The 21,009-nt window shown below is 70.0% G+C and carries 19 protein-coding genes and 1 riboswitch; of the genes, 10 read left to right on the top strand and 9 right to left on the bottom strand.

The window, feature by feature from the left end; translation table 11 throughout:
• Positions 1-26: 26 nt before the first annotated feature.
• On the top strand, positions 27-245 hold the full coding sequence (locus tag ACNI3K_RS04825) for a DUF3107 domain-containing protein (protein WP_419390713.1): 219 nt from the start codon (positions 27-29) through the stop codon (positions 243-245).
• Positions 246-258: 13 nt separating this feature from the next.
• Here ACNI3K_RS04825 and ACNI3K_RS04820 read toward each other — a convergent pair whose 3' ends face one another.
• A complete protein-coding gene (locus ACNI3K_RS04820; RefSeq protein ID WP_419390712.1) occupies positions 259-765 on the bottom strand; it encodes a gluconokinase in 507 nt (168 codons plus the stop codon).
• Positions 766-966: 201 nt separating this feature from the next.
• On the opposite strand from ACNI3K_RS04820, the gene ACNI3K_RS04815 reads away from it, so the two are divergent.
• Positions 967-2,640 carry a DEAD/DEAH box helicase gene (locus ACNI3K_RS04815; RefSeq protein WP_419390711.1) on the top strand — a complete coding sequence of 558 codons (1,674 nt, stop codon included), beginning with the start codon at positions 967-969 and terminating at the stop codon, positions 2,638-2,640.
• Between the two features lie 65 nt (positions 2,641-2,705).
• Here the strand turns inward: ACNI3K_RS04815 and ACNI3K_RS04810 are convergent, their stop codons facing one another.
• Positions 2,706-3,554, bottom strand: a complete 849-nt coding sequence (locus ACNI3K_RS04810) for a PHP domain-containing protein (protein ID WP_419390710.1) — start codon at positions 3,552-3,554, stop codon at positions 2,706-2,708.
• A 61-nt stretch (positions 3,555-3,615) separates the two neighbouring features.
• Here ACNI3K_RS04810 and ACNI3K_RS04805 point away from each other — a divergent pair, with 61 nt between their 5' ends.
• The 3 genes from ACNI3K_RS04805 (at position 3,616) to ACNI3K_RS04795 (ending at position 7,798) form a co-directional block, all read left to right on the top strand.
• Positions 3,616-4,989, top strand: coding sequence for an aminopeptidase P family protein (locus tag ACNI3K_RS04805; RefSeq protein ID WP_419390709.1), 1,374 nt, complete (start codon positions 3,616-3,618; stop codon positions 4,987-4,989).
• Positions 4,990-5,185: 196 nt separating this feature from the next.
• The gene (locus ACNI3K_RS04800) at positions 5,186-6,682 is read left to right on the top strand and encodes a hypothetical protein (protein ID WP_419390708.1); all 1,497 of its coding nucleotides are present in this window, start codon (positions 5,186-5,188) and stop codon (positions 6,680-6,682) included.
• Between the two features lie 138 nt (positions 6,683-6,820).
• A complete protein-coding gene (locus ACNI3K_RS04795; RefSeq protein WP_419390707.1) occupies positions 6,821-7,798 on the top strand; it encodes an LLM class flavin-dependent oxidoreductase in 978 nt (325 codons plus the stop codon).
• A gap of 31 nt (positions 7,799-7,829) precedes the next feature.
• Here ACNI3K_RS04795 and ACNI3K_RS04790 read toward each other — a convergent pair whose 3' ends face one another.
• Positions 7,830-8,363, bottom strand: a complete 534-nt coding sequence (locus ACNI3K_RS04790; protein WP_419390706.1) for a hypothetical protein — start codon at positions 8,361-8,363, stop codon at positions 7,830-7,832.
• 67 nt (positions 8,364-8,430) lie between these two features.
• Positions 8,431-9,831 (bottom strand): aminotransferase-like domain-containing protein, encoded by a 1,401-nt coding sequence (locus ACNI3K_RS04785; RefSeq protein ID WP_419390705.1) that lies wholly within the window; start codon positions 9,829-9,831, stop codon positions 8,431-8,433.
• Positions 9,832-9,927: 96 nt separating this feature from the next.
• On the opposite strand from ACNI3K_RS04785, the gene ACNI3K_RS04780 reads away from it, so the two are divergent.
• The 4 genes from ACNI3K_RS04780 to ACNI3K_RS04765 all read left to right on the top strand — a co-directional run bounded on the left by ACNI3K_RS04780 (position 9,928) and on the right by ACNI3K_RS04765 (position 14,731).
• Entirely contained in the window at positions 9,928-11,346 is a 1,419-nt protein-coding gene (locus ACNI3K_RS04780; protein ID WP_419390704.1) for a pyridoxal phosphate-dependent decarboxylase family protein, read from the top strand.
• Between the two features lie 59 nt (positions 11,347-11,405).
• Positions 11,406-12,692, top strand: coding sequence for a magnesium transporter MgtE N-terminal domain-containing protein (locus tag ACNI3K_RS04775; protein WP_419390703.1), 1,287 nt, complete (start codon positions 11,406-11,408; stop codon positions 12,690-12,692).
• Complete coding sequence (locus ACNI3K_RS04770; RefSeq protein ID WP_419390702.1) at positions 12,693-13,196, top strand: DUF1003 domain-containing protein; 504 nt, start codon at positions 12,693-12,695, stop codon at positions 13,194-13,196.
• A 410-nt stretch (positions 13,197-13,606) separates the two neighbouring features.
• Positions 13,607-14,731: an Mrp/NBP35 family ATP-binding protein gene (locus tag ACNI3K_RS04765; RefSeq protein ID WP_419390701.1), complete on the top strand. Its 1,125-nt coding sequence runs from the start codon at positions 13,607-13,609 to the stop codon at positions 14,729-14,731.
• A gap of 76 nt (positions 14,732-14,807) precedes the next feature.
• Here the strand turns inward: ACNI3K_RS04765 and ACNI3K_RS04760 are convergent, their stop codons facing one another.
• Positions 14,808-15,455 (bottom strand): hypothetical protein, encoded by a 648-nt coding sequence (locus ACNI3K_RS04760; protein WP_419390700.1) that lies wholly within the window; start codon positions 15,453-15,455, stop codon positions 14,808-14,810.
• 78 nt (positions 15,456-15,533) lie between these two features.
• Here ACNI3K_RS04760 and ACNI3K_RS04755 point away from each other — a divergent pair, with 78 nt between their 5' ends.
• Positions 15,534-16,766 carry a galactokinase gene (locus ACNI3K_RS04755; protein ID WP_419390699.1) on the top strand — a complete coding sequence of 411 codons (1,233 nt, stop codon included), beginning with the start codon at positions 15,534-15,536 and terminating at the stop codon, positions 16,764-16,766.
• A gap of 8 nt (positions 16,767-16,774) precedes the next feature.
• Here ACNI3K_RS04755 and ACNI3K_RS04750 read toward each other — a convergent pair whose 3' ends face one another.
• The 4 genes from ACNI3K_RS04750 to ACNI3K_RS04735 form a co-directional block, all read right to left on the bottom strand.
• Entirely contained in the window at positions 16,775-17,575 is an 801-nt protein-coding gene (locus tag ACNI3K_RS04750) for an exodeoxyribonuclease III (RefSeq protein WP_419390698.1), read from the bottom strand.
• Positions 17,575-18,462: a bifunctional methylenetetrahydrofolate dehydrogenase/methenyltetrahydrofolate cyclohydrolase gene (locus ACNI3K_RS04745; protein WP_419391101.1), complete on the bottom strand. Its 888-nt coding sequence runs from the start codon at positions 18,460-18,462 to the stop codon at positions 17,575-17,577. Before ACNI3K_RS04745 ends, ACNI3K_RS04750 begins: the two co-directional genes overlap by 1 nt.
• A 14-nt stretch (positions 18,463-18,476) precedes the next feature.
• Positions 18,477-19,769 carry a serine hydroxymethyltransferase gene (gene glyA / locus ACNI3K_RS04740; RefSeq protein ID WP_419390697.1) on the bottom strand — a complete coding sequence of 431 codons (1,293 nt, stop codon included), beginning with the start codon at positions 19,767-19,769 and terminating at the stop codon, positions 18,477-18,479.
• 45 nt (positions 19,770-19,814) lie between these two features.
• Positions 19,815-19,902: riboswitch (ZMP/ZTP riboswitch) on the bottom strand.
• 51 nt (positions 19,903-19,953) lie between these two features.
• Positions 19,954-20,976 (bottom strand): acyltransferase family protein, encoded by a 1,023-nt coding sequence (locus ACNI3K_RS04735; protein WP_419390696.1) that lies wholly within the window; start codon positions 20,974-20,976, stop codon positions 19,954-19,956.
• Between the last annotated feature and the right edge of the window lie 33 nt (positions 20,977-21,009).

Below are 21,009 nucleotides of genomic sequence, written 5' to 3'. Positions count from 1 at the left end.
CAGTGAACAGACCTCGGGAGGTCAGCGTGGAAGTCAGGATCGGCGTTCAGAACGTGTCACGAGAGATCGTGATCGAGACCGACATGACGGCCGATGCGGTGGCGGAGGCGGTCGCGGGAGCGATGGCCGGTGCCACGCTCGACCTCACCGACGACAAGGGACGGCGCGTCGTTGTGCCGTCCGGCGCCGTCGGCTATGTGGAGACGGGCGAGGAGTCCAAGCGACGCGTCGGATTCGGCGCCTGACACCACCAGTGCATCAACGCGCGGCGGAGTCAACGATCGAGCGGGCTACCAGCGTCGCACCCTCTGGCGAGTGATCATGGACGGCCACAGTGCCGCCGATCTCGTCCGGTGCAAGTGGCTCGAGCGCCGCATACTGAGAGTCGAGCAGCCCCACCGGCGCGAAGTGTCCCTCGTGCTCGGCGCGCCGTCGCACCCGGGGCTCGAGGACGCTCTGTGGCGCGGCGAGGTGGATGAACACCACAGCGTCGCCCGCGACGTCCCGAATGCAGTCCCGGTACACGCGCTTGAGGGCCGAGCACGCGACGATGCCTCGATCCTGGCCCCCGAGCCACGTCGCCACTGCCTCAAGCCACGGCCAGCGATCCTCGTCGGTGAGAGCGATTCCGGCGGCCATCTTGGCGATCGCCTCCTCGGAGTGGAGGTCGTCGCCGTCGCAGAACTCCGCCTTGAGCTCGTGAGCCAGCCGCATCCCGACCGTCGTCTTGCCGCAACCCGTCACACCCATCACCACTACGCGCATGTGCGCCAGAGTAGACGGCGATCCTGGCCTCACGCACGGCGGGGGGGCTAGAATGGCCGTGACCCGGGGCTGACCGGTCGTCATGGAAGCGCGGCGCCGCTGGAGATAGCGAAGGCCGCAAGGACAATGATTCGCGATCGGCTGCCCGCCGATAGGACGCGACTCCTCGCGTCCGCGATTCACCCAAGGATTAACCCCACCATGACCGAAACGCACACGCACGCCAGCGTGCACACCGCGGATCAGACCTTCGCGGACTTCAAGATCAACCCCCTGATTGCCGAGGCCCTCGCAGAGGGCGGCATCGTGAGCCCCTTCCCGATCCAGGCGATGACCCTGCCGGTGGCACTCGGCGGCCACGACATCATCGGCCAGGCCAAGACCGGAACCGGCAAGACGCTGGGCTTCGGCGTGCCGCTGCTGCACCGCACCGCCTCGCCCGGCGAGCCCGGCTTCGACGAGCTCGACGAGCCCGGCAAGCCCCAGGCGCTCGTCGTGGCCCCTACCCGCGAGCTCGCGGTCCAGGTTGCCGGCGACCTTCAGAACGCCTCCAAGAAGCGCTCCACCAGGATTGCGCAGATCTACGGCGGCCGCGCGTACGAGCCGCAGATCGACATGCTGAACAAGGGCGTCGAGGTCGTGGTCGGCACGCCCGGCCGCATGATCGACCTGCTCAACCAGGGCCACCTAGACCTGCGCTACGTCCGCACGGTCGTGCTCGACGAGGCCGACGAGATGCTCGACCTCGGGTTCCTCCCGGACGTCGAGCGACTGCTCGCCGCCACTCCCGCGTCGCGCCACACCATGCTGTTCTCCGCGACCATGCCCGGTCCTGTCGTGCAGCTGGCGCGTCGCTACATGACGCAGCCCACGCACATCCGCGCCGCCGACCCGGACGACGACGGCGCCACGGTCAAGGCCACGACGCAGTTCCTTTTCCGTGCGCACGCCATGGACAAGGTCGAAGTTCTCGCACGGATCCTGCAGGCCGAGGGCCGCGGGCGCACCATCGTCTTCGCGCGCACCAAGCGCACCGCCGCGAAGGTGTCGGACGAACTGCGTGATCGCGGCTTCGCCGCCGGCGCGCTACACGGCGACCTGGGCCAGGGTGCCCGCGAGCAGGCGCTGCGCGCCTTCCGCCACACCAAGATCGACGTGTTAGTCGCGACCGACGTGGCCGCCCGTGGCATCGACGTTGACGACGTCACGCACGTCGTCAACTACCAGTGCCCCGAGGACGAGAAGACGTACCTGCACCGCATCGGCCGCACGGGCCGTGCCGGCAAGACGGGCGTCGCCGTGACGTTCGTGGACTGGGACGATCTTCCCCGGTGGTCGATGATCGACAAGTCGCTTGACCTGGGCTACCCGGACCCGGAAGAGACCTACTCGAACTCCCCGCACCTGTACGAGCAGTTGAACATCCCCGTCGGCACCAAGGGACGCCTGCCCCGCAGCGACCGCAAGCTCGAGGGACTTGAGGGCGAGACCCTTGAGGACCTCGGCGAGACCGGCAAGAAGCCCGGTGGCGACCGCGGTGGCCGTGACGGCGACCGTGGCGGACGCGGCCAAGGCGGTGGACGCGGTGACGGCCGGGGCCGTGGCGGTGAGGGCCGCGGCGAAGGCCGCGGTCGCGGCGGCGAAGGTCGTGGCGAAGGTCGTGGCGAAGGCCGCGGTCGCGGCGGCGAGGGCCGTGGCGAAGGTCGCGGTCGCAATGGTGGCGGCCGCGGGAACTCAGAACGCGCCCGCCCCGACAGCGAGGGATCGGCCCAGCCCAGCCGCGAGGGCGAAGGCGGTCAGCCGCGCAAGCGCAACCGTCGTCGTCGCCGTAGCGGCGGCCAGGACGGCCAGCAGGGGACCCAGACTCAGGACTGACCCCGGTGGGGTGGGGCCGCATCGGCCTCGCCCCGCCATTCAGGGCGCCCGAGCGCGCCAAGGACTCAGCGCGGGGCTGACGCCCGTCCCGTCGCACGCGCCTTTTCGAGCTCGAGGAAAGCCTTCGGATCCGTGAGGTTCTCCCCCAACTCGTTGCGCTTGCCCGTGCCGTGGTAGTCGCTGGAGCCCGTGCGCACCAGGCCCAGACGGGTCGCGATGCGCGCGAGCCGCTCGCGCTGACGCTCATCGTGATCGCGGTGGTCGATCTCAAGACCTACGAGCCCCGCGCGTGCCATCGACTCGATCACGGACGTGGTCACGATTCGCCCGCGCGCGTCGGCACCCGGGTGCGCGAAGACCGTCACCCCGCCGGCTGCGCTCATGGTGCGCACCGCATCGGTCACCTCCGGCGCGTAGTGCGGCACGTAGTAGCGGGAGTTACCAGCGAGAATGCGATCGAACGCCTCGTCCCTGGTGGGGACGACGCCTTGAGCGACGAGTGCATCGGCAATGTGCGGCCTGCCGACCGTAGCGGCACCCCCGGCGAGCTCGGCGACCGCGTCCCACGTGACGGGAAAATCCACGCCGACCTTCGCGACGATCTCTCGTGCCCGGTGCAACCTCGCCTCGCGCGTGGTGGCCAGCATGGCCGTCACCTCGGGATCATCCGCCTGGTGCCAGTAGCTGAGCAGGTGGATCGAGACTCCCGCATGGCGGCACGACACCTCGATACCGGGGACGAACCCGAGACCGGCATCCGCCGCCGTCGCCGCAGCGCTCTCCCACCCGTCGACACTGTCGTGGTCGGTGAGTGCGACGATGTGGAGCCCCGCGGCAGCGGCCTCGCGCATGACCTGCGCAGGCGCGCCCGTCCCATCGGAGACGGTCGAGTGGGTGTGGAGGTCAATCCGCATGTCGCCAGCGTACGCGGCAACATGACATCGGCGGCCGCGGGCACCGTGCGACGATAGTCGGGTGAGCGACGAGCAGCCGGACAAGACCAACAAGGCCAGGGCCCTCCGGCCCGACAACGACGAGTTCAAGGCGTGGATCGGCTCCGAGTGGGCCGAGCCAGAGGACCTCGAGACCACTGCGATGGCCTCCGCGACCTTCGCGGCCGAGCGCCGCCGACGCCTGTCCGAGCGCTTTCCCGGCCGCCGCATCGTCGCTCCTGCGGGCGACCTCAAGGTGCGCTCGAACGACACCGACTACCGCTTCTCCCCCGACCGCGACTTCGCATATCTCACGGGTCTCGGCACCGACCGCGAACCCGGTGCGGTGCTGGTCATGGAACCGGCCGATGCGGGGCACGAGTCCACGCTGTACCTGGTCCCGCCCGCGGGCAAGGAGGACGAGGGCTTCTACTCGGATCCGCGCTCGGGCGAGTTCTGGATCGGGCGCCGGCCCGGCCTCGAGGAGTTCGCCGCGATGACGGGCATCGCGACCGCGCCGCTGTCCGAGCTGCCGAGCGATATCCGACTGTCCTCGCACCCGCACAAGGCGGTCAAGCGCGCGCTGGCCGAGATGCGGCTCGTCAAGGACGCGTACGAGATCCAGCAGCTGCGCGACGCGGTGAACGCGACCATCGCGGGCTTCGAGCGCGTGGTGGGCGAACTGCCGCGCGCGATCGCTCACAAGCGCGGCGAGCGCGTGGTCGAGGCGACCTTCGACGGCCACGCTCGCGAGGAGGGCAACACCGTCGGCTACGAGACCATCGCCGCCTCCGGCCCGCACGCGACCACGCTGCACTGGATCACCAATCACGGCCAGGTGCGCGAAGGCGACCTGCTGCTGCTCGACGCCGGCGTGGAGGTCGAGAGCCTCTACACCGCCGATCTCACCCGCACGATGCCGGTCAGCGGCGAGTTCACGGACATCCAGCGCCGCGTCTACCAGGTGGTTCTCGAGGCGGCCGATGCGGCCTTCGGGGCCGCGCGGCCCGGCGTCAGTTTTCGCGACGTCCACGAGGCGGCCATGGACGTCATCGAGCGGCACCTCACCGAGTGGGGAATCGTGCCCGAGGCCGACAATCCCGAGTCGAAGCTGTTCCGGCGCTGGATGGTGCACTCCACGTCGCACCACTTGGGGCTAGACGTGCACGACTGCGCGGCCGCCAAGCGCGAGCTGTACATGGACGGGCCGCTGCTTCCCGGCATGGTGTTCACCATCGAGCCGGGGCTGTACTTCAAGGCCGACGACCTGGCGGTGCCCGCCGAGCTGCGCGGCATCGGGATCCGGATCGAGGACGACGTCCTGGTCACCGAGGACGGGGTCGAGAACCTCTCCGCGGCACTGCCGCGCACGCCCGATGCGGTGGTCGAGTGGATGCGGACCCACCGCCGGCCCTGAGTCATGCACAGCGGCCGGATGAACTGAGTCCGCGGTCGCGGCGCGGACAGGTCGTTCACTCCGCGGGCTCAGGCGATCCGTCCCGTCGGTCGGGCAGGCACACGGCGGGACCTAGGGCCCGTCAAGGCGTCCCGCAGCGCTCGTAGCCTGACGGCACCCGTCATCGAGCCACGGCATTCACGCACAAGGAGCACCGATGCCCGCCGTCCCCGCCACGCGCCCTCAGCGCATTGTCGCGATCGTCTGCGGCACGCTGCTCGCCCTCGCGCTCCTCGCACTTTCGGGCGGCAACGCGATCGCGGCGCTCCTGAGCACCGGCGAGGGTGCCGGCCCGGCCGTGACCGCATCGGGCCCAGGTGAACTCGTCGCCGCCCCCGCGACCGCACAGACCCAGCCCGCCCCCGCATCGGCCCTTGCTGTTGAGGCAGGCCCCGTTGCTGAGGTAGACCCGAATGCCGACCTGGTGCTGTTCTGGGGTGACGGCTGCCCCAACTGCAAGGCGGAGCGGGCGTGGCTCGAAGAGGTCGAGGTGCAGCACCCGGACTTGCGTGTCGCGCAATACGAGGTGTGGAACGACGAGGCCAACCAGGAGCTGTTCGCCCAGGAGGCCGAGCGGCTGGGATTCGAGGCCGGCTCCGTGCCAACGACGATCATCGGCGAGCGCGTGTGGATCGGCTGGACCGACCAGATCGAGCAGGACATGGCCGGCGCGATTGCCGCCGTCGAGAGCGGCCGGGAACCACAGCCAGGCGTGTTCGGCACCGCCGGAGCGGGCACCTGCTCCGAGGACGAGGGGCTGTGCAGCTCCGAACCCCCGTCGACGACGATCGACGTCCCGCTCGTCGGCGACGTCTCGATCGGCGCCGATTCGCTGCTGTTCTCCACGATCGTGATCGGCTTCGTGGACGGCATCAACCCGTGCTCGTTGTGGGTGCTGTCGATCCTGCTCGCGATCGTGCTCCGCACCCGCTCGCGCCGCCGCGTACTCGCGATCGGCACCACGTTCCTCACCGTCACGGCGATCATGTACGCGCTGTACATGGCGGCGTTCTACTCGGCCCTCGCGGTGGTCGGGTTCATGGGGTGGATCCAGATCGCGGTCGCGATCATCGCGGGCGTATTCGGCATCGTGTCCGTCAAGGACTACTTCGCGTTTGGCAAGGGCCTGTCCTTCACCATCCGCAAGGAGGACAAGCCGGGCCTCTACAAGCGCATGCGCGAGGTGGCCGGCACCAAGGCGCTGTTGCCCGCGCTTGGCGCCACCGTCGTGCTGGCCGTCGGGGTGTCGCTTCTCGAGACCCCCTGCACCGCCGGCTTCCCGGTGCTGTGGACGGGCATGCTGCAGGCGAACGGCGTAGGGATGGCCGAGACTGCCGGGCTGTTCGTCGCCTACATGGTGCCGTTCCTGCTCGACGAGCTGGTGATCTTCGCCATCGCCGTGTTCACGATGCGCGCCACCAAGCTCCAGGACAAGCACGGCGAGCTCCTCAAGCTGTTCGCGGGCGTCACCATGCTGGTGCTGGCCGCCGTCATGGTGGTCGACCCCACCCTCATGGAGAACCCGGTGATGGCGCTGTTGCTGTTCGCGGGGGCATTCGCTCTGGCCACGGCGATCCACCTGATCACGTCGCGGGTGGTGCGGGCGCGGGAGTCCGAGCCCGAACCCGAACCCGTGCGCCCTGGAGGGACGTGAGTGCTGGAAATCGGGGTTCGCTGACCCTCATGTCCCTCTAGCGCGCTTCACAGCAGCCGATGCACTCACTCACCCGGGCATACCCGGCTGGGTTCACGCGTTGGCACCACAGCAACCCCGCCGCACTGCAGGAGACTCATGTCCGTTCCGCTGTCCGTGCTCGACCTCGCGCCCGTGGCGCCCGGCGAGACTCCCGCCGACTCGTTCCGTCACTCCGTGGCGCTCGCCCAGGCCGCGGAGGGCGCCGGCTACGAACGTGTCTGGTACGCGGAGCACCACAACATGGAGCGCATCGCCTCATCCGCGACGAGCGTCCTCATCGCCCACATCGCGGCGCACACGGAGTCGATCCGCCTGGGCGCCGGCGGGGTGATGCTTCCCAACCACTCGCCGCTCGCCATCGCCGAGCAGTTCGGCACCCTCGCCGAGCTCCACCCGGGCCGGATCGACCTCGGGCTGGGCCGCGCGCCCGGAGGCGACCGCGCCGTGTTCGGGGCGCTGCGCCGCGACCCCAGCGCATCGGACTCCTTTCCGCAGGACGTCGTCGAGCTGCAGGGGTACCTCGGAGACGAGTCGCGCGTGCACGGCGTCGTTGCGACTCCCGGCAAGGGCACCCACGTGCCGCTGTACATCCTGGGCTCGTCGCTCTTCGGCGCCCATCTCGCGGCGCAGCTCGGCCTGCCGTACGCGTTCGCCTCTCACTTCGCTCCGGCGGCTCTGCAGGATGCCGTGGCGGCCTATCGCGCGGGCTTCCGGCCCTCCGAGCAGCTCGCGACGCCGTACGTCATCGCGGGCGCCAACGCCTTCGCCGCGGACAACGAGGCCGATGCGAGGGAACAGTTCGCACACGCGCGCCGGTGGCGGGTGCGCGGCATGATCCAGCGCGGACCGCAGGCTCGCGAGTACTCCGACGACGAGATCGACGCGTTCCTGGCCTCGCCTCAGGGCGCGCAGTTGGCGGACATGATGCGCTACACCGCCGTCGGCACGAGCGACCAGGTGCGCACCTGGCTCGACGAGTTTGCGAGCGAGGTGGGTGCCGACGAGGTGATCGTGGCGCACAGCGCCATGGCCGCCGATGCGCGCGTCGATTCAGTGCGGCTCACCGCCGCCTGATTTCGCTCGCCTGGGGTGGCGACCCGCAGTCCTACTCGGTCGCCATAGTGACGGTGTAGGAGACGGACACCATGCCGTCTTCGGAGCCACCCATGACGCCCAGCACGACGCCGCCCACCGAGCCAGCGCCCTCGAGCGTGGAGCTCTTCATCTCGTCCATGTCCACCTCGCCAGCGGAGGTGAAACCCGCTCCTTCGAGTTTCGCCAGCGCGTCTGCGTGGACGTCCTCGATGGTGCCGCCTACCTGCATCGTCACGGCGTAGCCGTCGGAGCCACCGTCGGACACCTTCGCGGTCTGGATGATCTCGCCGTCGACCAGCGGCACGTCGCCCTCGGGGAAGCCTTCGGGCAGCGATCCATCGCCGCCCACGGTGAACTCGCCCTCGTCGGTCTTGACGCTGAAGCCGTCCTCGCTGCCCTCGACGTCCGCACCGGTCGCGCCCTCGACGCCCTTCTCAACGGCTTCCTCCATGGCACCCTCGACCAGGTTCTCAGCAGCGCCGCAGCCTCCGAGAACCAGGGTCGCGGCGGCGATCGGGGCAAGCATCCTCAGCGTGGTATTCATGCCAAGCAAGGTAGCAGCGCGTCGGGTCGGTGTCACGGGGAGATCTCTTGGGGCGAGGCTCCCGTAGTTAAGCCGCGCGCTCCGCGAGCACCTTGACCCCGAGCCGCATCTCCTCGGGAGGCAGGTAGAACGGCAGACGGAAGTGGGCGCCAGCCACGCCGGGCACCACTTCGAACGCCGATGCGGGGGCCACGGGCACGCCAGCGTCCGCCGCGCGCGCCGCGAACCGCTCCGCGCCGCCATCTGGCAGCTCGACCCACAGGCATGGTCCGCCCTGCGGTTGGCGGAACCTCCACGCGAGCTTGTGCTCATCAATCGCCCCGACGGTCGCTGCCAGCGACTCACGCATCGACTCGATGCGCCACCGCACTGTCTCCTCGTAGTGCTCCGTGAGGAACCGGTAGGCAAGCCGTTGGAACAGCGCGGGGCTGCCCAAGTCCATCGCGGCCTTGCGGTGGCGCAATTGCGCCGCGAGCGTTGCATTGGTGTGCAGCCAGCCGATGCGCATGCCGCCCCAGAACACCTTGCTGAGGCCGCCGATGGTGATCACGTTCTCACCGCCTGGGTGCGTGGCCAGCGGCGGACGTACGCGCCCGTCGAGGGCCAGATCACCCGTGATGCGGTCGTCGATGACGGTGGTGCCCACGGCGGATGCTGCGGCCACGAAACGCGCGGCGTCCTCGTCGGACATCGCCGTGCCTGTGGGGTTGTGGAAGGTCGTCACGTAGGCGACATCCGGGCGCGCGGCGCGCAGCAGTTTTGCGGAGGCCGTCACGTCGAGCCCCTCCGGGGTCATCGGCAGCGCGAGGGGCCTGGAGCCCGCGGCGGAGATGGCGTCGAACACCCCCGGGTAGGTCACGGACTCGAGCGCCACCGGGCACTGAGGACCGGCGACCGCCGTGATCGCAAGCCAGACCGCCTGCTGCCCGCCTGCGGTGACGACCACCTCGTCAGGCTCGGCCGCGATGCCCCTACTGCGCAGGTGATCGACGATCGCAGCGGTCAGCTCGGGATCGCCGAGCGCCGCATAGCCCGTGCCGAGGGCCGGCACCCCGTCGAGCATGGCACCCGGATCCTGCAGTGCCTCGACGACGATGGGCGCGGGCGGCGGGCACGCCGAGCTGAGGCTCACCAGGGGCGCGCGGCCCGTGGGGAGAATCTTCGCGAACCTGTCCTCGTCGCTCATGGCGTCGAGACCGCGCGCCCGCGAGCCGAGCGTGGGGGCGGCTCCGGCCCGCACCTCGAGCCACTCCTCGTCCCGGAGGCGCTGGTACGCGGCCGTCACGGTGTTGCGCGACAGATGCAGGCTGGTGGCAAGCGCGCGCTCTGATGGAAGGCGGGTGCCGTAGTCCAGGGACCCCGCCTCCGCGAGGGACACGATGGCGTCCGCGAGCTGAGCGTAGAGCGGTCCCGTGCCGGACTGCCAGTGGTCGAGGACGTCGCGGAGCTGGTCTGCAGTGGTGCGCATGGGGCCATTCCACTCCAAACTGGCACCTCATGACAAGCGCCAGTCACGCGCGGACTGGCCCTTTCTCCCCGGGTCCAGTGCACCCAGGATGGAGTCATGACCACCACCGATCCCCTGATGCGGGTCCACACCAACCCACAGTCCCTCGGGCGCTCCCGCGAGCGCATGGGCCTCATCACCGAGGCCGCCAGGCGCGCCGGCTCGTACGTGGCCGGCGCCTCTCACCGTCCCGTGTACCCCGCCACCGAGGCCGTCGCAGCACTCGACGCGTTCCGGCGCCCGCTGCAGGACGAGCCGATCGCGGCGCGCGAGGTGCTCGCGGAACTCGACGCCTTCGGCTCGCCCGCCACGGTCGTCTCCACTCACGGCCGCTACTTCGGGTTCGTCAACGGCGGAACCGACCCCGCCGCCCACGCCGCCTCCATCCTGGCGGGAGCCTGGGACCAGAACGTGGGCGGCACGATCATGTCCCCCACCGCATCCGTCCTCGACGAGGTCGCACGCGGGTGGGTGATCGACGCGCTTGGCCTGCCCTCCACGGCTGCTGGCGCGTTCAACGCGGGAGCGACAGTCGCGAATCTCACCGGCATCATCGCCGCTCGCGACGCGCTCTACGCACGCCAGGGCTGGGACGTCGGCGCAGACGGTCTCGCCGGCGCCCCGGCTCTGCGCATCGTGGTCGGAGAGGAGGCCCACGCCTCCGCCCTGAAGGCGCTGCGGCTCGCAGGCATAGGCGAGTCACAGATCGAGCGCGTCCCGACCGACGGCACCGGCGCGATCGACGCTGCGGCGTTCCCCACAGACACGGACGCACACACGCTGGTGCTGCTGCAGGCAGGCAACGTCAATACCGGGGCCTCGGACCCGTTCACGCAGATCATCCCCGGGGTGCGCGAACGCGGCGGCTGGGTGCACGTCGACGGCGCGTTCGGGCTGTGGGCGGCGGCGGCGCCGTCGCTGCGCGCGCAGGTGCGCGGTGTCGAACTGGCGGATTCGTGGGCGACAGACGCGCACAAGTGGCTCAACGTGCCCTACGACTGCGGGTTCGTGGCGGTGCGCGACCCACGCGACCTCGAGCGCGCCATGGCCGGCACCGGTGCGTACCTGAGCGCCGCGCACGATGCGCCCATGCATCGCGGCATCCAGATGTCGCAGCGGGCACGCGCCGTCGAGACCTGGGCGATGCTCGCATCGCACGGCCGCACGGGGTTGGCCGAGCTCATCGAGCGCACGTGCGGGCACGCACGGCACTTCGCCGAGCTGCTCACGTCGGGAGGCGCGGAGCTGCTCGCGCCCGTAGCGCTCAATCAGGTGTTGGTGGCGTTCGGCGACGAGGCGCAGACGGCCGCGGTGATCGCCGCGCTCCAGGAGGACGGCACCGCCTGGGCCGGGGCCACTGTGTGGAAGGGCCGCGCTGCGATGCGCATCTCCGTCTCCGACGCGGCCACCACCCGGGACGACGTCCAGGCAAGCGCGGCGGCGATGTTGAGGTGCTGGCAGATGGTGCGCGGCTGACCTCGCCGGGCCCGGTCGGACTCGGTACCGGTGGCCCCCGGCGCGGTTAGGCTGTGGCCATGAGCACCTCAGCCGAGCGGGTCTACGTCGCGCGCCTCGCGGGCACGACCGTCTTCGACCCCATCGGCGACGCGGTGGGCCGGGTGCGTGACGTCGTGATCCTGCTGCGCCGCACCGCAGCGCCGGTGGCCGTCGGCCTCGTCGTGGAGGTGCCCGGCCGTCGCCGCGTGTTCCTTCCCCTCACCCGGGTCACGTCGATCGTGCCGGGCCAGGTGATCTGCACGGGAGTGCTCAACCTGCGCCGCTTCAAGGCGCGCGCCTCCGAGACCCTCGCGATCGCGGAGCTGCTCGAACGCTCCGTGACGGTCAAGAACGGCGGCGAGAGGGCCCTCATCGAGGATGTCGCGATCGAGCCGATGCGCGGCGGCAACTGGGCGGTCTCGAAGCTGTACGTGCGCAAGGCCGCGCGCCGCAAGGGCGTGCTGGGGTTCTCCCGGCGCGGCGAGGCCGTCGTCGTCGACATCGACGAGGTCACCGGCCTGATGCGGCGCGACGAGGTGCAGGGCGCGCACCTGGTGATCCAGACCTTCGCGGACCACAAGCCCGCCGACCTCGCTGCGGCCCTCATGGAGATGTCCCCGGAGCGCTCTGCAGAGATCGCTGCTGCGCTCGATGACGAGCGGCTGGCCGACGTGCTCGAGGAGCTTCCCGAGGACGAACAGATCGCCCTGCTGGGCACGCTTCAATCGGACCGCGCAGCAGATGTCCTCGAGGCCATGGACCGCGATGACGCAGCCGACCTCTTGGGAGACCTGCCGGCAGCACAGGCGCAGGCGCTGCTCCAACTGATGGAGCCGGAGGACGCTGAGCAGGTGCGCCAGCTGCTGGGCTACGAGGACGATACTGCCGGTGGCCTGATGACCACCGAGCCCGTGATCGTCGGGCCAGAGGCGTCGGTCGCGAGCTGTCTCTCCCTGGTCCGCAAGCAGGAGATGCCTCCCGCCCTGGCCTCCATGGTGTTCGTCGTGCGCCCGCCGCTCGAGACACCCACCGGGCGCTACATCGGGCTGGTGCACATTCAGCGTCTGCTGCGCGAGGCCCCCCACGAGCTGATCGGCTCGTTCGTCGATCCCGCCATCGAGCCCCTCGCGGCGCAGGACTCGCTCGCCGAGGTGTCGCGGCGCATGGCCGCCTACGACATCCTCGCCCTTCCCGTCGTGGACGACGAGCACCGCCTGCTCGGCGCGATCTCGATCGACGACGTGCTCGACCACCTCCTCCCGCGCGACTGGCGAGAGCACGTCGACGAGCACGTGGACGAGTCCGAGAAGCCGGAGGTGATGTAAGTGGCCGACCGCCTCGATCGCCCCAAGGCTGAGACGCGGCGCTTCGGGCTACGCCGGCCGCGCAAGTCCGACCGGTTCGGTGCGATCTCCGAGGGCATCGCCCGGTTCCTCGGCACGCCCCGGTTCCTTGTCTATCTCACGGTCTTCGTGATCGTATGGCTGATCTGGAACACCTGGGCACCCGAGGGCCTGCGGTTCGACAATGCCGCCAACGGCTACACGGCGCTCACGCTGATGCTGTCGCTCCAGGCCTCGTACGCCGCGCCGCTCATTCTGCTGGCGCAGAACCGTCAGGACGACCGCGACCGGGTCTCCGCCGAGCAGGACCGCCAGCGCGCGGAACGCTCGCTCGCGGATACCGAGTACCTGGCTCGCGAGGTCGCGTCGCTACGTCAGGCGATCAACGAGACCGCGACCCGCGACTTCGTGCGCTCCGAGCTGCGGTCGCTGCTCGAGGAGCTCCAGGACCTCGACCGCCCCGCCGAGGACGAGCGCAAGAGATAGCCGTCGGATGCCGGGGGGCTCGCTGCAGGCGGGCCATCGCACACGCGCGGGCGCTCACGCCCCATGCCGCCACGGCGCCCGCCACGAGCGCCACGACCCGTGGACGCGCGACTGCGGGCCCGGTACCGCCGGACGCTGCGTTTCCGGTGCACCGTGGTCGGAGTCACCTACGAGCTTCAGCCACTCGGGAGGGGCCGGACGCGGCGCCGCATCGGCGTCGTCAGCGCCTGACGTGCCTTCCGGGTAGTACGTCGAATGTTCTGCCACATGGGCCTCCCGTCGATGGCGCCACCGTCGACTCGCCAAGAGTGTCACGCAGACAAGGCGACCACAAGACCCGTGCACCGTGCGCGGTGTCCCGCGCGCATCGGCCGTGCGGGTCCCGCGCACACAGCGCCTACGATGGATGAATGCTTACCGAGACCCACGTCCGTGACGCCCTCGCGAAGGTCATCGACCCCGAGATCCGCCGTCCAATCACTGAGATCGGCATGGTGCGCTCGGTTGATCTGGACGGCAGCATCGCCTTGATCGGCATCGATCTGACGACTGCCGGGTGCCCCATGAAGGAGCGCATCACGGATGATGTCAAGGGTGCCGCCGCCTCGGTCGCCGGCGTCACCGAGGTGCGCATCGAGCTGGGCGTGATGAGCGAGGAGCAGCGCCTTGAGCTGCGCTCCAAGTTGCGCGGCGGAAAGCCCGAGCCCGTGATCCAGTTCACCAAGCCCGGCAACATGACGCGCATCTACGCGATCGCCTCGGGCAAGGGCGGCGTGGGCAAGTCGACTGTGACGGCGAACCTTGCTGCCGCCATGGCCGCGGATGGCCTCAAGGTCGGAGTGCTGGACGCGGACATCTTCGGCTTCTCGATCCCCGGCATGCTCGGCGTCGAGGGCCAGCCCACCCGTCTTGACGACATGCTGCTGCCGCCCATCGCGCACGAGGTGAAGGCCGTATCGATCGGCATGTTCGTGCCCGAGGGCCAGCCGGTCGTGTGGCGCGGCCCCATGCTCCACCGCGCCATCGAGCAGTTCCTCGCGGACGTGTACTGGGGCGACCTGGACGTGCTGCTGCTCGACCTGCCCCCGGGCACTGGCGACATCGCGATCTCCGTCGCCCAACTGCTCCCCCACGCCGAGCTGGTGGTCGTCACCACCCCGCAGGCCGCCGCGTCCGGCGTCGCCGAGCGCGCCGGCTCGATCGCGACACAGACCTCACAGAACGTGGTCGGTGTCATCGAGAACATGTCGTGGCTCGAGCAGCCCGATGGCTCGCGCCTGCACGTCTTCGGCGAGGGCGGCGGCCAGATCGTCGCCGACCGACTGTCGAAGACTCTCGGCACCTCCGTGCCACTGCTCGGGCAGATCCCGTTGGACGTGTCCGCTCGTGAGGCCGGCGACAACGGCACTCCCGTGGTCATCTCCGACCCCGAGTCCGTGGCCTCGCGGGCCCTCATCGAGATGTCGCGGACGCTGGGCGCGCGCAAGCGCGGCCTCGCGGGGAAGTCGCTTGGCGTCACGCCCGTCGCACGGTGAGAACGTCACGCCCTCAGTGGTGCACGGGCCCCTGAAGAGCCAGGACAGCCACGCGCGTCAGCGCAGATCGCTCCCGTCAGCTGACGGAGTGCTCCTCGTGGGTACGAGGGCGGCCCCAACCGACAATGATCACGGCGCTTAGTCCGGCCAGTAGCGCGCCGGTCGAGATGGCTGGGGTGGCGAATGCCACCAGCAGCGCCTCGTTGAAGCCGGGGCCACCGATTCCCAACTGTCCGAGCACGGGGATCTCGCCGCCCACCGCGCCGGTGACGGACATCAGGTGCACGCCCACGATGGTCGCGAGGAACGCCTCGATCTGGCGGCGCATGCCCCGTTCGACGGACAGGAAGCGCACCGCGAAGCCGACCGATGCGGACAGCAGGGTGCCGAGAATGGCCATGGCCAGCACGGAAGGCTGGCTGGGCACCAGCACCGACAGCAGCAGTCCTACCGCGATCGCCACCAGCAGTCCGGCCGCGAGCGGGCCCACGTGGTTGTCGCGCACGCCGTCAAGCACGGAGCGACCACGCCGAGGGTTGCGCCCCTCGGCGTCCGCTGTCGCGCTCGGGGCGGCCGATGCGGGGGCGGGCTCAGGGTCGGGCGTCGCCACTACCTCGGGAGAGGAGTCGGGGGCTGTTCCGGACACGCTCTTGCGTGCGGGTGCCTTCTTCGCCTTGCCCTTGCCCGCCGAGGAGGCGGGCGGATCGGGGGTGGTGTCTGACATGGCAAGTCCTCCTGCAGCGTCGTGTACGCCCATGCTACGCCGCGCAATGCGCGCATCTCGCCCTGGCACAATGGCGCCATGGGGAGCACGGAGACCTCGGTGACGCCGCCGCGGTGGATCGAACCGTGGACACGCGGTCAGGGCGACACGCGGGCCCGGGCGCTGATGAAGCGTACGTGGAATGCGGAGCCCGACGGTGTCTGGTCCGCTCCTGGCCGGGTCACCATCATCGGCGAGCACACCGACTACAACGGTGGCACGACGCTGCCCACGGTGACCCCGCATCGCACCTACGTGGCGGCCCGGCTACGCGACGACGATCGCGTGCGGGTCGTCTCCGAGGACGCAGCCCGCTTCGACGGCCCGGGCGTCACCTGGGAGGGGACGCTGGACGACATCGACCCCGGCACCGCTCGCGGGTGGCCCGCGTACGTAGCAGGAGTGCTGTGGGCGCTCCGGGAGCGCGGCTTCGACGGCCCGGGCCTCGATCTCGCGATCTGCTCCTGCGTTCCCTCTGACGCGGGGCTGGCGTCCTCGGCTGCCGTGTCGTGCGCGACGGCGCGCGCCGTGAACAGCCTGTGGGGCCTCGCGCTCGACTCAGACGAGTCGCAGTGGGAACTCGCCGAGGCGTGCATCCATGCCGAACAGGAGATCGCGGGAGTGCCTGCGGGCGGCCTCGACCAGCACACGCAGTTGCGCTGCCGCGAAGGCGAGGCCATCGAGCTCGACTTCTCGCGCTCGCCACCCCGCGTGCTGCGCCGCCCGCTCTACTTTCCGGAGTACGGACTAGGAATGCTCGTGATCGCGCTGCGATCCTCGCGCCCCGACCGCGCTGCGGGGCTGTCCGCCCGCGTCCGGCAGTGCCACGCAGCGGCAGGCGCCCTCGGCGTGGAACGCCTGGGGGACCTCACGGGCGCGCCGGACGCCATCAGCCGGGTAGATGCGCTCGAGGACGCGACGCTGGCCCGTCGCGCCCGGCATGTCCTGAGCGAGATCGACCGGGTACACGATGTCATGGCGGAGCTGGCCAACACCGGACCTGCCCACGAGCGGTTCGTTCACGTCGGCACGCAGCTGTTCCGCTCGCATGAGTCGCTCGAGATGGACTTCGAGGTGTCGACTCCCGAGCAGAACCTCGCCGTCGACACCGCGCGCGGATCGGGCGCTCTCGGCGCGCGACTCATCGGTGCCGGGTTCGGCGGCTGCGCGCTAGCCTTCATCCGGCGCGCCCAAGCCGACTCCATGGCACAACGGATCGACCACGCGTTTCTCGAGGCGGGCCGCGAGCGACCGCGGTTCCTCCTGCTGTAGCGCCCGGGCTAGAGCGTGTAGTCGACCACCAGCGGTGCATGGTCGGTCCAGCGCGAGTCCCAGGACGCCTGCCGGTCGACCCGAGCATCGGCCGCGGCGCTCGCGAGCGCGGGGGACGCGAACTGGTAGTCGATGCGCCAGCCGGCGTCGTTGTCGAAGGCCTTGCCGCGCATCGACCACCAGGTGTAGGGGCCCTCGCGGTCCCCCGCCAGGGTGCGGTGCACGTCCACCCATCCGGCCTCGACCCAGCGGTCGAGGTAGGCCCGCTCCTCCGGCAGGAAACCCGCAGACTTGAGGTTGCCCTTCCAATTCTTGATGTCGCGCTCGGTGTGAGCGATGTTGATGTCGCCCATGACGACCACACGCTCGTACTGCTCGCGCAGCGCCCGCATGCGCACGGTAGACGCGTCGAGCAGCGCGTACTTGTCGTCCATCGAGGGCGTGCCCGCAGTACCGGAGTGCTGGTATGTGGACACCACGCGGACGGGACCGGCGGCGGACTCCACCGTCGCCTCGATCCACCGGCCCGTGTGAACGGGCTCATCTACGGTGCCCCCGAGCGCGTCAACGCCCGCCAGCACGTCGGTAGGCGCGGTGCGCGATGCGATGGCCACGCCTGCGCGGCCCTTGATCTCGCATGCCTGCTCGACCACGTGCCACTCGTCGCCCACCAGAGGCGCTGTGATGTCGAGCGGCGCCCGTACCTCCTGCAGGCCCACGACGTCCGGCGCGCACTCGGCGAGCCAGTCGCCCATGCCCTTGCGTGCGGCGGCCCGGACGCCGTTGACATTGACGGACACGATGCGCATCAGCTGGACTCCAGCTCTCTCTCGGCGGACTCGACCACGTTCGCGAGCAGCATGGCACGCGTCATGGGCCCCACCCCGCCGGGATTGGGTGAGAACCACGACGACTTGGCGATCGCCTCGGGGGCGATGTCGCCCGCGACCTTGGACTTGCCGGTCTCCGGGTCGGTGACGCGCGAGACACCCACATCGATGAGGACGGCACCGTCCTTGACCATGTCGCCGTTGATGATGCCGGGAACGCCGGCGGCGGCCACGATGACATCCGCGCCGCGGGTGTGCGAGGCCAGGTCCGCAGTGCCCGTATGGCACAGCGTGACGGTCGAATTCACCGCCTTGCGGGTCAGCAGCAGGCCGATGCTCCGACCGACCGTGGTGCCCCTGCCCACCACGACCACGTGCTTGCCGTGCAGCGACACCCCGTGGCGCTCGATGAGCTCGATGATTCCCTTGGGCGTGCACGGCAGCGGCGAGTCGATGTCGCCGGCCACGCGCAGGACCAGGCGTCCCAGATTGGTGGGATGCAGACCGTCCGCGTCCTTGTTGGGGTCCACGATCTCGAGCACCCGGTTCGCGTCGATCCCGTCTGGCAGGGGCAGCTGGACGATGAATCCGGTGCACGAGGGGTCCTCGTTGAGGCGCGTCACCGCCGCCTCGATCTCCTCCTGCGTGGCGGTGGCGGGAAGGTCCTCGCGAATGGAAGCCAGGCCTACCTCGGCGCAATCCGCGTGCTTGCCGTTGACGTACCAGGTGGAACCCGGGTCGTCGCCGACGAGCAGCGTCCCGAGACCGGGAGTGACGCCGCGCTCGGCGAGCGCCGCGACCCTCTGGGCCAGTTCGGCCTTGATGGTCGCGGCGGTCGCCTTGCCGTCGAGTCGCTGTGCCGTCACGTTCTGGGGTGCCACTACTGCTGCAGCCCGTCGTACAACGGGAAGTTGTCGGCGAGGGTCTTGACCCTTCCGCGCAGTGCTTCGATGTCGGCCCCACCCTTCAGGGCGGTCGCGATCACCTCGGCGACCTCGGTGAACTCCTCGGCGCCGAAGCCGCGCGATGCGAGTGCGGGCGTGCCGATGCGCAGTCCAGACGTCACCATCGGCGGGCGCGGGTCGAAAGGCACCGCGTTGCGGTTGACCGTGATTCCCACCGAGTGGAGAAGGTCCTCCGCCTGCTGTCCGTCGAGCGGAGAGTTCCGCAGGTCGGCGAGCACCAGGTGGACGTCCGTGCCGCCGGTGACGACGGAGACGCCCGCCGCTGCCGCATCGGGCGCAGTGAGGCGGTCCGCAATGATGCGCGCACCCTCGATTACGCGCTGCTGGCGCTCCTTGAACTCGGGTGCGGCCGCAGCCTTGAGTGCCACCGCCTTCGCCGCGATCACGTGCATGAGCGGACCACCCTGCTGGCCGGGGAACACCGCAGAGTTGAGCTTCTTGGCAAGCTCGGTGTCGCGCGACAGGATCATGCCCGACCGCGGTCCGCCGAGCGTCTTGTGGATCGTGGTCGACACCACGTCCGAGTGGGGCACGGGTGAGGGGTGCAGACCGGCCGCCACGAGCCCGGCGAAGTGAGCCATATCCGTCCACAACTTGGCGCCGACCTCGTCCGCGATGGCGCGGAACGCCGCGAAGTCGATGTGACGCGGGTAGGCGGACCAGCCCGCGATGATCACGTCGGGGCGCTCGGCGAGGGCCTGCTTGCGGACCTCATCCATGTCGAGCCGGTGCGTGGTCTCGTCCACGCCGTACGCCGCGACCTCGTAGAGCTTGCCCGAGAAGTTGAGCTTCATGCCGTGCGTCAGGTGACCGCCGTGCGCGAGCGACAGGCCCATGATCTTGTCACCGGGGTTGATGAGCGCGTGGAGCACGGCCGCGTTGGCGGTTGCGCCGGAGTGCGGCTGGACGTTTGCGAACTCGGCGCCGAACAGCGCCTTGGCGCGGTCACGCGCAATGTTCTCGGCGACGTCGACCTCTTCGCAGCCGCCGTAGTAGCGGCGGCCCGGGTAGCCTTCCGCGTACTTGTTGGTGAGCACCGAACCTTGAGCCTGCAGCACGGAGCGGGGCACGAAGTTCTCGGAGGCGATCATCTCGAGGTAGGTCTGCTGACGTCCGAGCTCACGGTCGAGGACCTGGGCGATCTCGGGGTCGAAGTCCTGCAGGGTCGCGTTCATGACCGCTGCGGTGGCGCTGGAGTCGGTGCTCATCGGTGTCCTTGTCTGTGGCGGCACACAGGCCGCCGGTTGTCCGGTGACCTTGGCCCAGGCGGACGACCAACAGTCGATACGATTCGGTGCCGCTCCCCCGTGGTGACCCACTTCGCCAGTCGCGACGGGCGTCAGTCTAGCAACGCGGCACGGCGGCGCGCGAGCGGCTGGGGGCGCTAGCCCGTCAGCTGCGGCGGACGCGTCGCTCCCACCAGCGCGCGTCCATCAACGGCCGGGACAGCCGGATCGCCGTGCCGCGCGTCACCAGCCACGCGAAGCCCAGCGCACCTACCGCCAGCACGCCGAGCCACGCGGCCTCGGGCATCACGTCGGGCAGCCCATGCACCCGGCTGGGGTAGAGCACGAGGGGATGGAGGAGGTAGACCGGCAGGGTCGCTGCGCCCACGCTTGCGAGCCATGGCTTGGCGAGCCCCGTCAGTGACAGCACGCTCACGGTGAGCGCGCCGCCGATGGCGAGCACCAGCGCGCGTTGGGCCAGCCCCAGCGGCTCCCAGACGCCCAGATCCTCGTACCCGGAGCTCAGGAACAAGGTCGAACGGTTGAGGTCCTCCTGCGTGCGCCACGACCAGGCGAAGGCCACGGCGAGCGCAGTGGCGGCGGCGACCCGCACCCCTGTCCGCCGCAGCTCGGGCCACCAGGAGTCTCGCCACGTCAGGCCGGCGACGAAGAACGGCAGGAACGCGACGATCCGGGACAGCGACAGCTCGCTGCCGACCCAGCCGACCATGCCGATGAGCAGAGATCCGGCCACGGCAAGGCCGACTGCGGCCGCCACCGGGATCTTCTGCAGCGCGGGAGCGGCGATGCGCCACACGAGCAGCGCCATGAGGTACCACAGAGTCCAGGCCGGAGTCAGCAGTGACAGCGTGAAACCGCCGTCCGTCAGCACCGCGCGCCACGCCGCGTGGAGCAGCGAGAAGATCACGTACGGCAGCAGCAGTCGCAGCACGAGGTCGCGCGGCGACCACCGCGTCGAGTAGCGCGTCACATACCCGGATACGAAGACGAACGCGGGCATGTGAAACAGGAACACCCATTGCAGCACCGTCTCGGCCAGGTGCCCCTCGAGCGGCTCTATTGCATGGCCGAACACCACCAGGACGATGAGGATGCCGGCGGCGGTATCGATTCCCGCATCCCGCTTCGAGGCAGGGGTGCGGTCGGGTTGAACGCTCGGTCCCGTCATGGCAGTGAGCGCACCTCCCTCGTCCCCGGCTCG

It is taken from the genome of Demequina ureilytica (assembly GCF_048553575.1).
Lineage (GTDB): Bacteria > Actinomycetota > Actinomycetes > Actinomycetales > Demequinaceae > Demequina.
The sequence above is the reverse complement of the archived record's forward strand: the minus strand, read 5'-3'. Positions and strand labels throughout refer to the sequence as shown.

Excerpts from the sequence above, each read along its gene's own strand:
- ACNI3K_RS04760 (WP_419390700.1), bottom strand. The coding sequence starts at position 15,455 with ATGTCAGACACCACCCCCGATCCGCCCGCCTCCTCGGCGGGCAAGGGC.
- ACNI3K_RS04820 (WP_419390712.1), bottom strand. The coding sequence starts at position 765 with ATGCGCGTAGTGGTGATGGGTGTGACGGGTTGCGGCAAGACGACGGTC.
- ACNI3K_RS04755 (WP_419390699.1), top strand. The coding sequence starts at position 15,534 with ATGGGGAGCACGGAGACCTCGGTGACGCCGCCGCGGTGGATCGAACCG.
- ACNI3K_RS04750 (WP_419390698.1), bottom strand. The coding sequence starts at position 17,575 with ATGCGCATCGTGTCCGTCAATGTCAACGGCGTCCGGGCCGCCGCACGC.
- ACNI3K_RS04800 (WP_419390708.1), top strand. The coding sequence starts at position 5,186 with ATGCCCGCCGTCCCCGCCACGCGCCCTCAGCGCATTGTCGCGATCGTC.
- ACNI3K_RS04810 (WP_419390710.1), bottom strand. The coding sequence starts at position 3,554 with ATGCGGATTGACCTCCACACCCACTCGACCGTCTCCGATGGGACGGGC.
- ACNI3K_RS04785 (WP_419390705.1), bottom strand. The coding sequence starts at position 9,831 with ATGCGCACCACTGCAGACCAGCTCCGCGACGTCCTCGACCACTGGCAG.
- ACNI3K_RS04765 (WP_419390701.1), top strand. The coding sequence starts at position 13,607 with ATGCTTACCGAGACCCACGTCCGTGACGCCCTCGCGAAGGTCATCGAC.
- ACNI3K_RS04775 (WP_419390703.1), top strand. The coding sequence starts at position 11,406 with ATGAGCACCTCAGCCGAGCGGGTCTACGTCGCGCGCCTCGCGGGCACG.
- ACNI3K_RS04815 (WP_419390711.1), top strand. The coding sequence starts at position 967 with ATGACCGAAACGCACACGCACGCCAGCGTGCACACCGCGGATCAGACC.
- glyA (WP_419390697.1), bottom strand. The coding sequence starts at position 19,769 with ATGAGCACCGACTCCAGCGCCACCGCAGCGGTCATGAACGCGACCCTG.
- ACNI3K_RS04735 (WP_419390696.1), bottom strand. The coding sequence starts at position 20,976 with ATGACGGGACCGAGCGTTCAACCCGACCGCACCCCTGCCTCGAAGCGG.
- ACNI3K_RS04780 (WP_419390704.1), top strand. The coding sequence starts at position 9,928 with ATGACCACCACCGATCCCCTGATGCGGGTCCACACCAACCCACAGTCC.
- ACNI3K_RS04795 (WP_419390707.1), top strand. The coding sequence starts at position 6,821 with ATGTCCGTTCCGCTGTCCGTGCTCGACCTCGCGCCCGTGGCGCCCGGC.
- ACNI3K_RS04790 (WP_419390706.1), bottom strand. The coding sequence starts at position 8,363 with ATGAATACCACGCTGAGGATGCTTGCCCCGATCGCCGCCGCGACCCTG.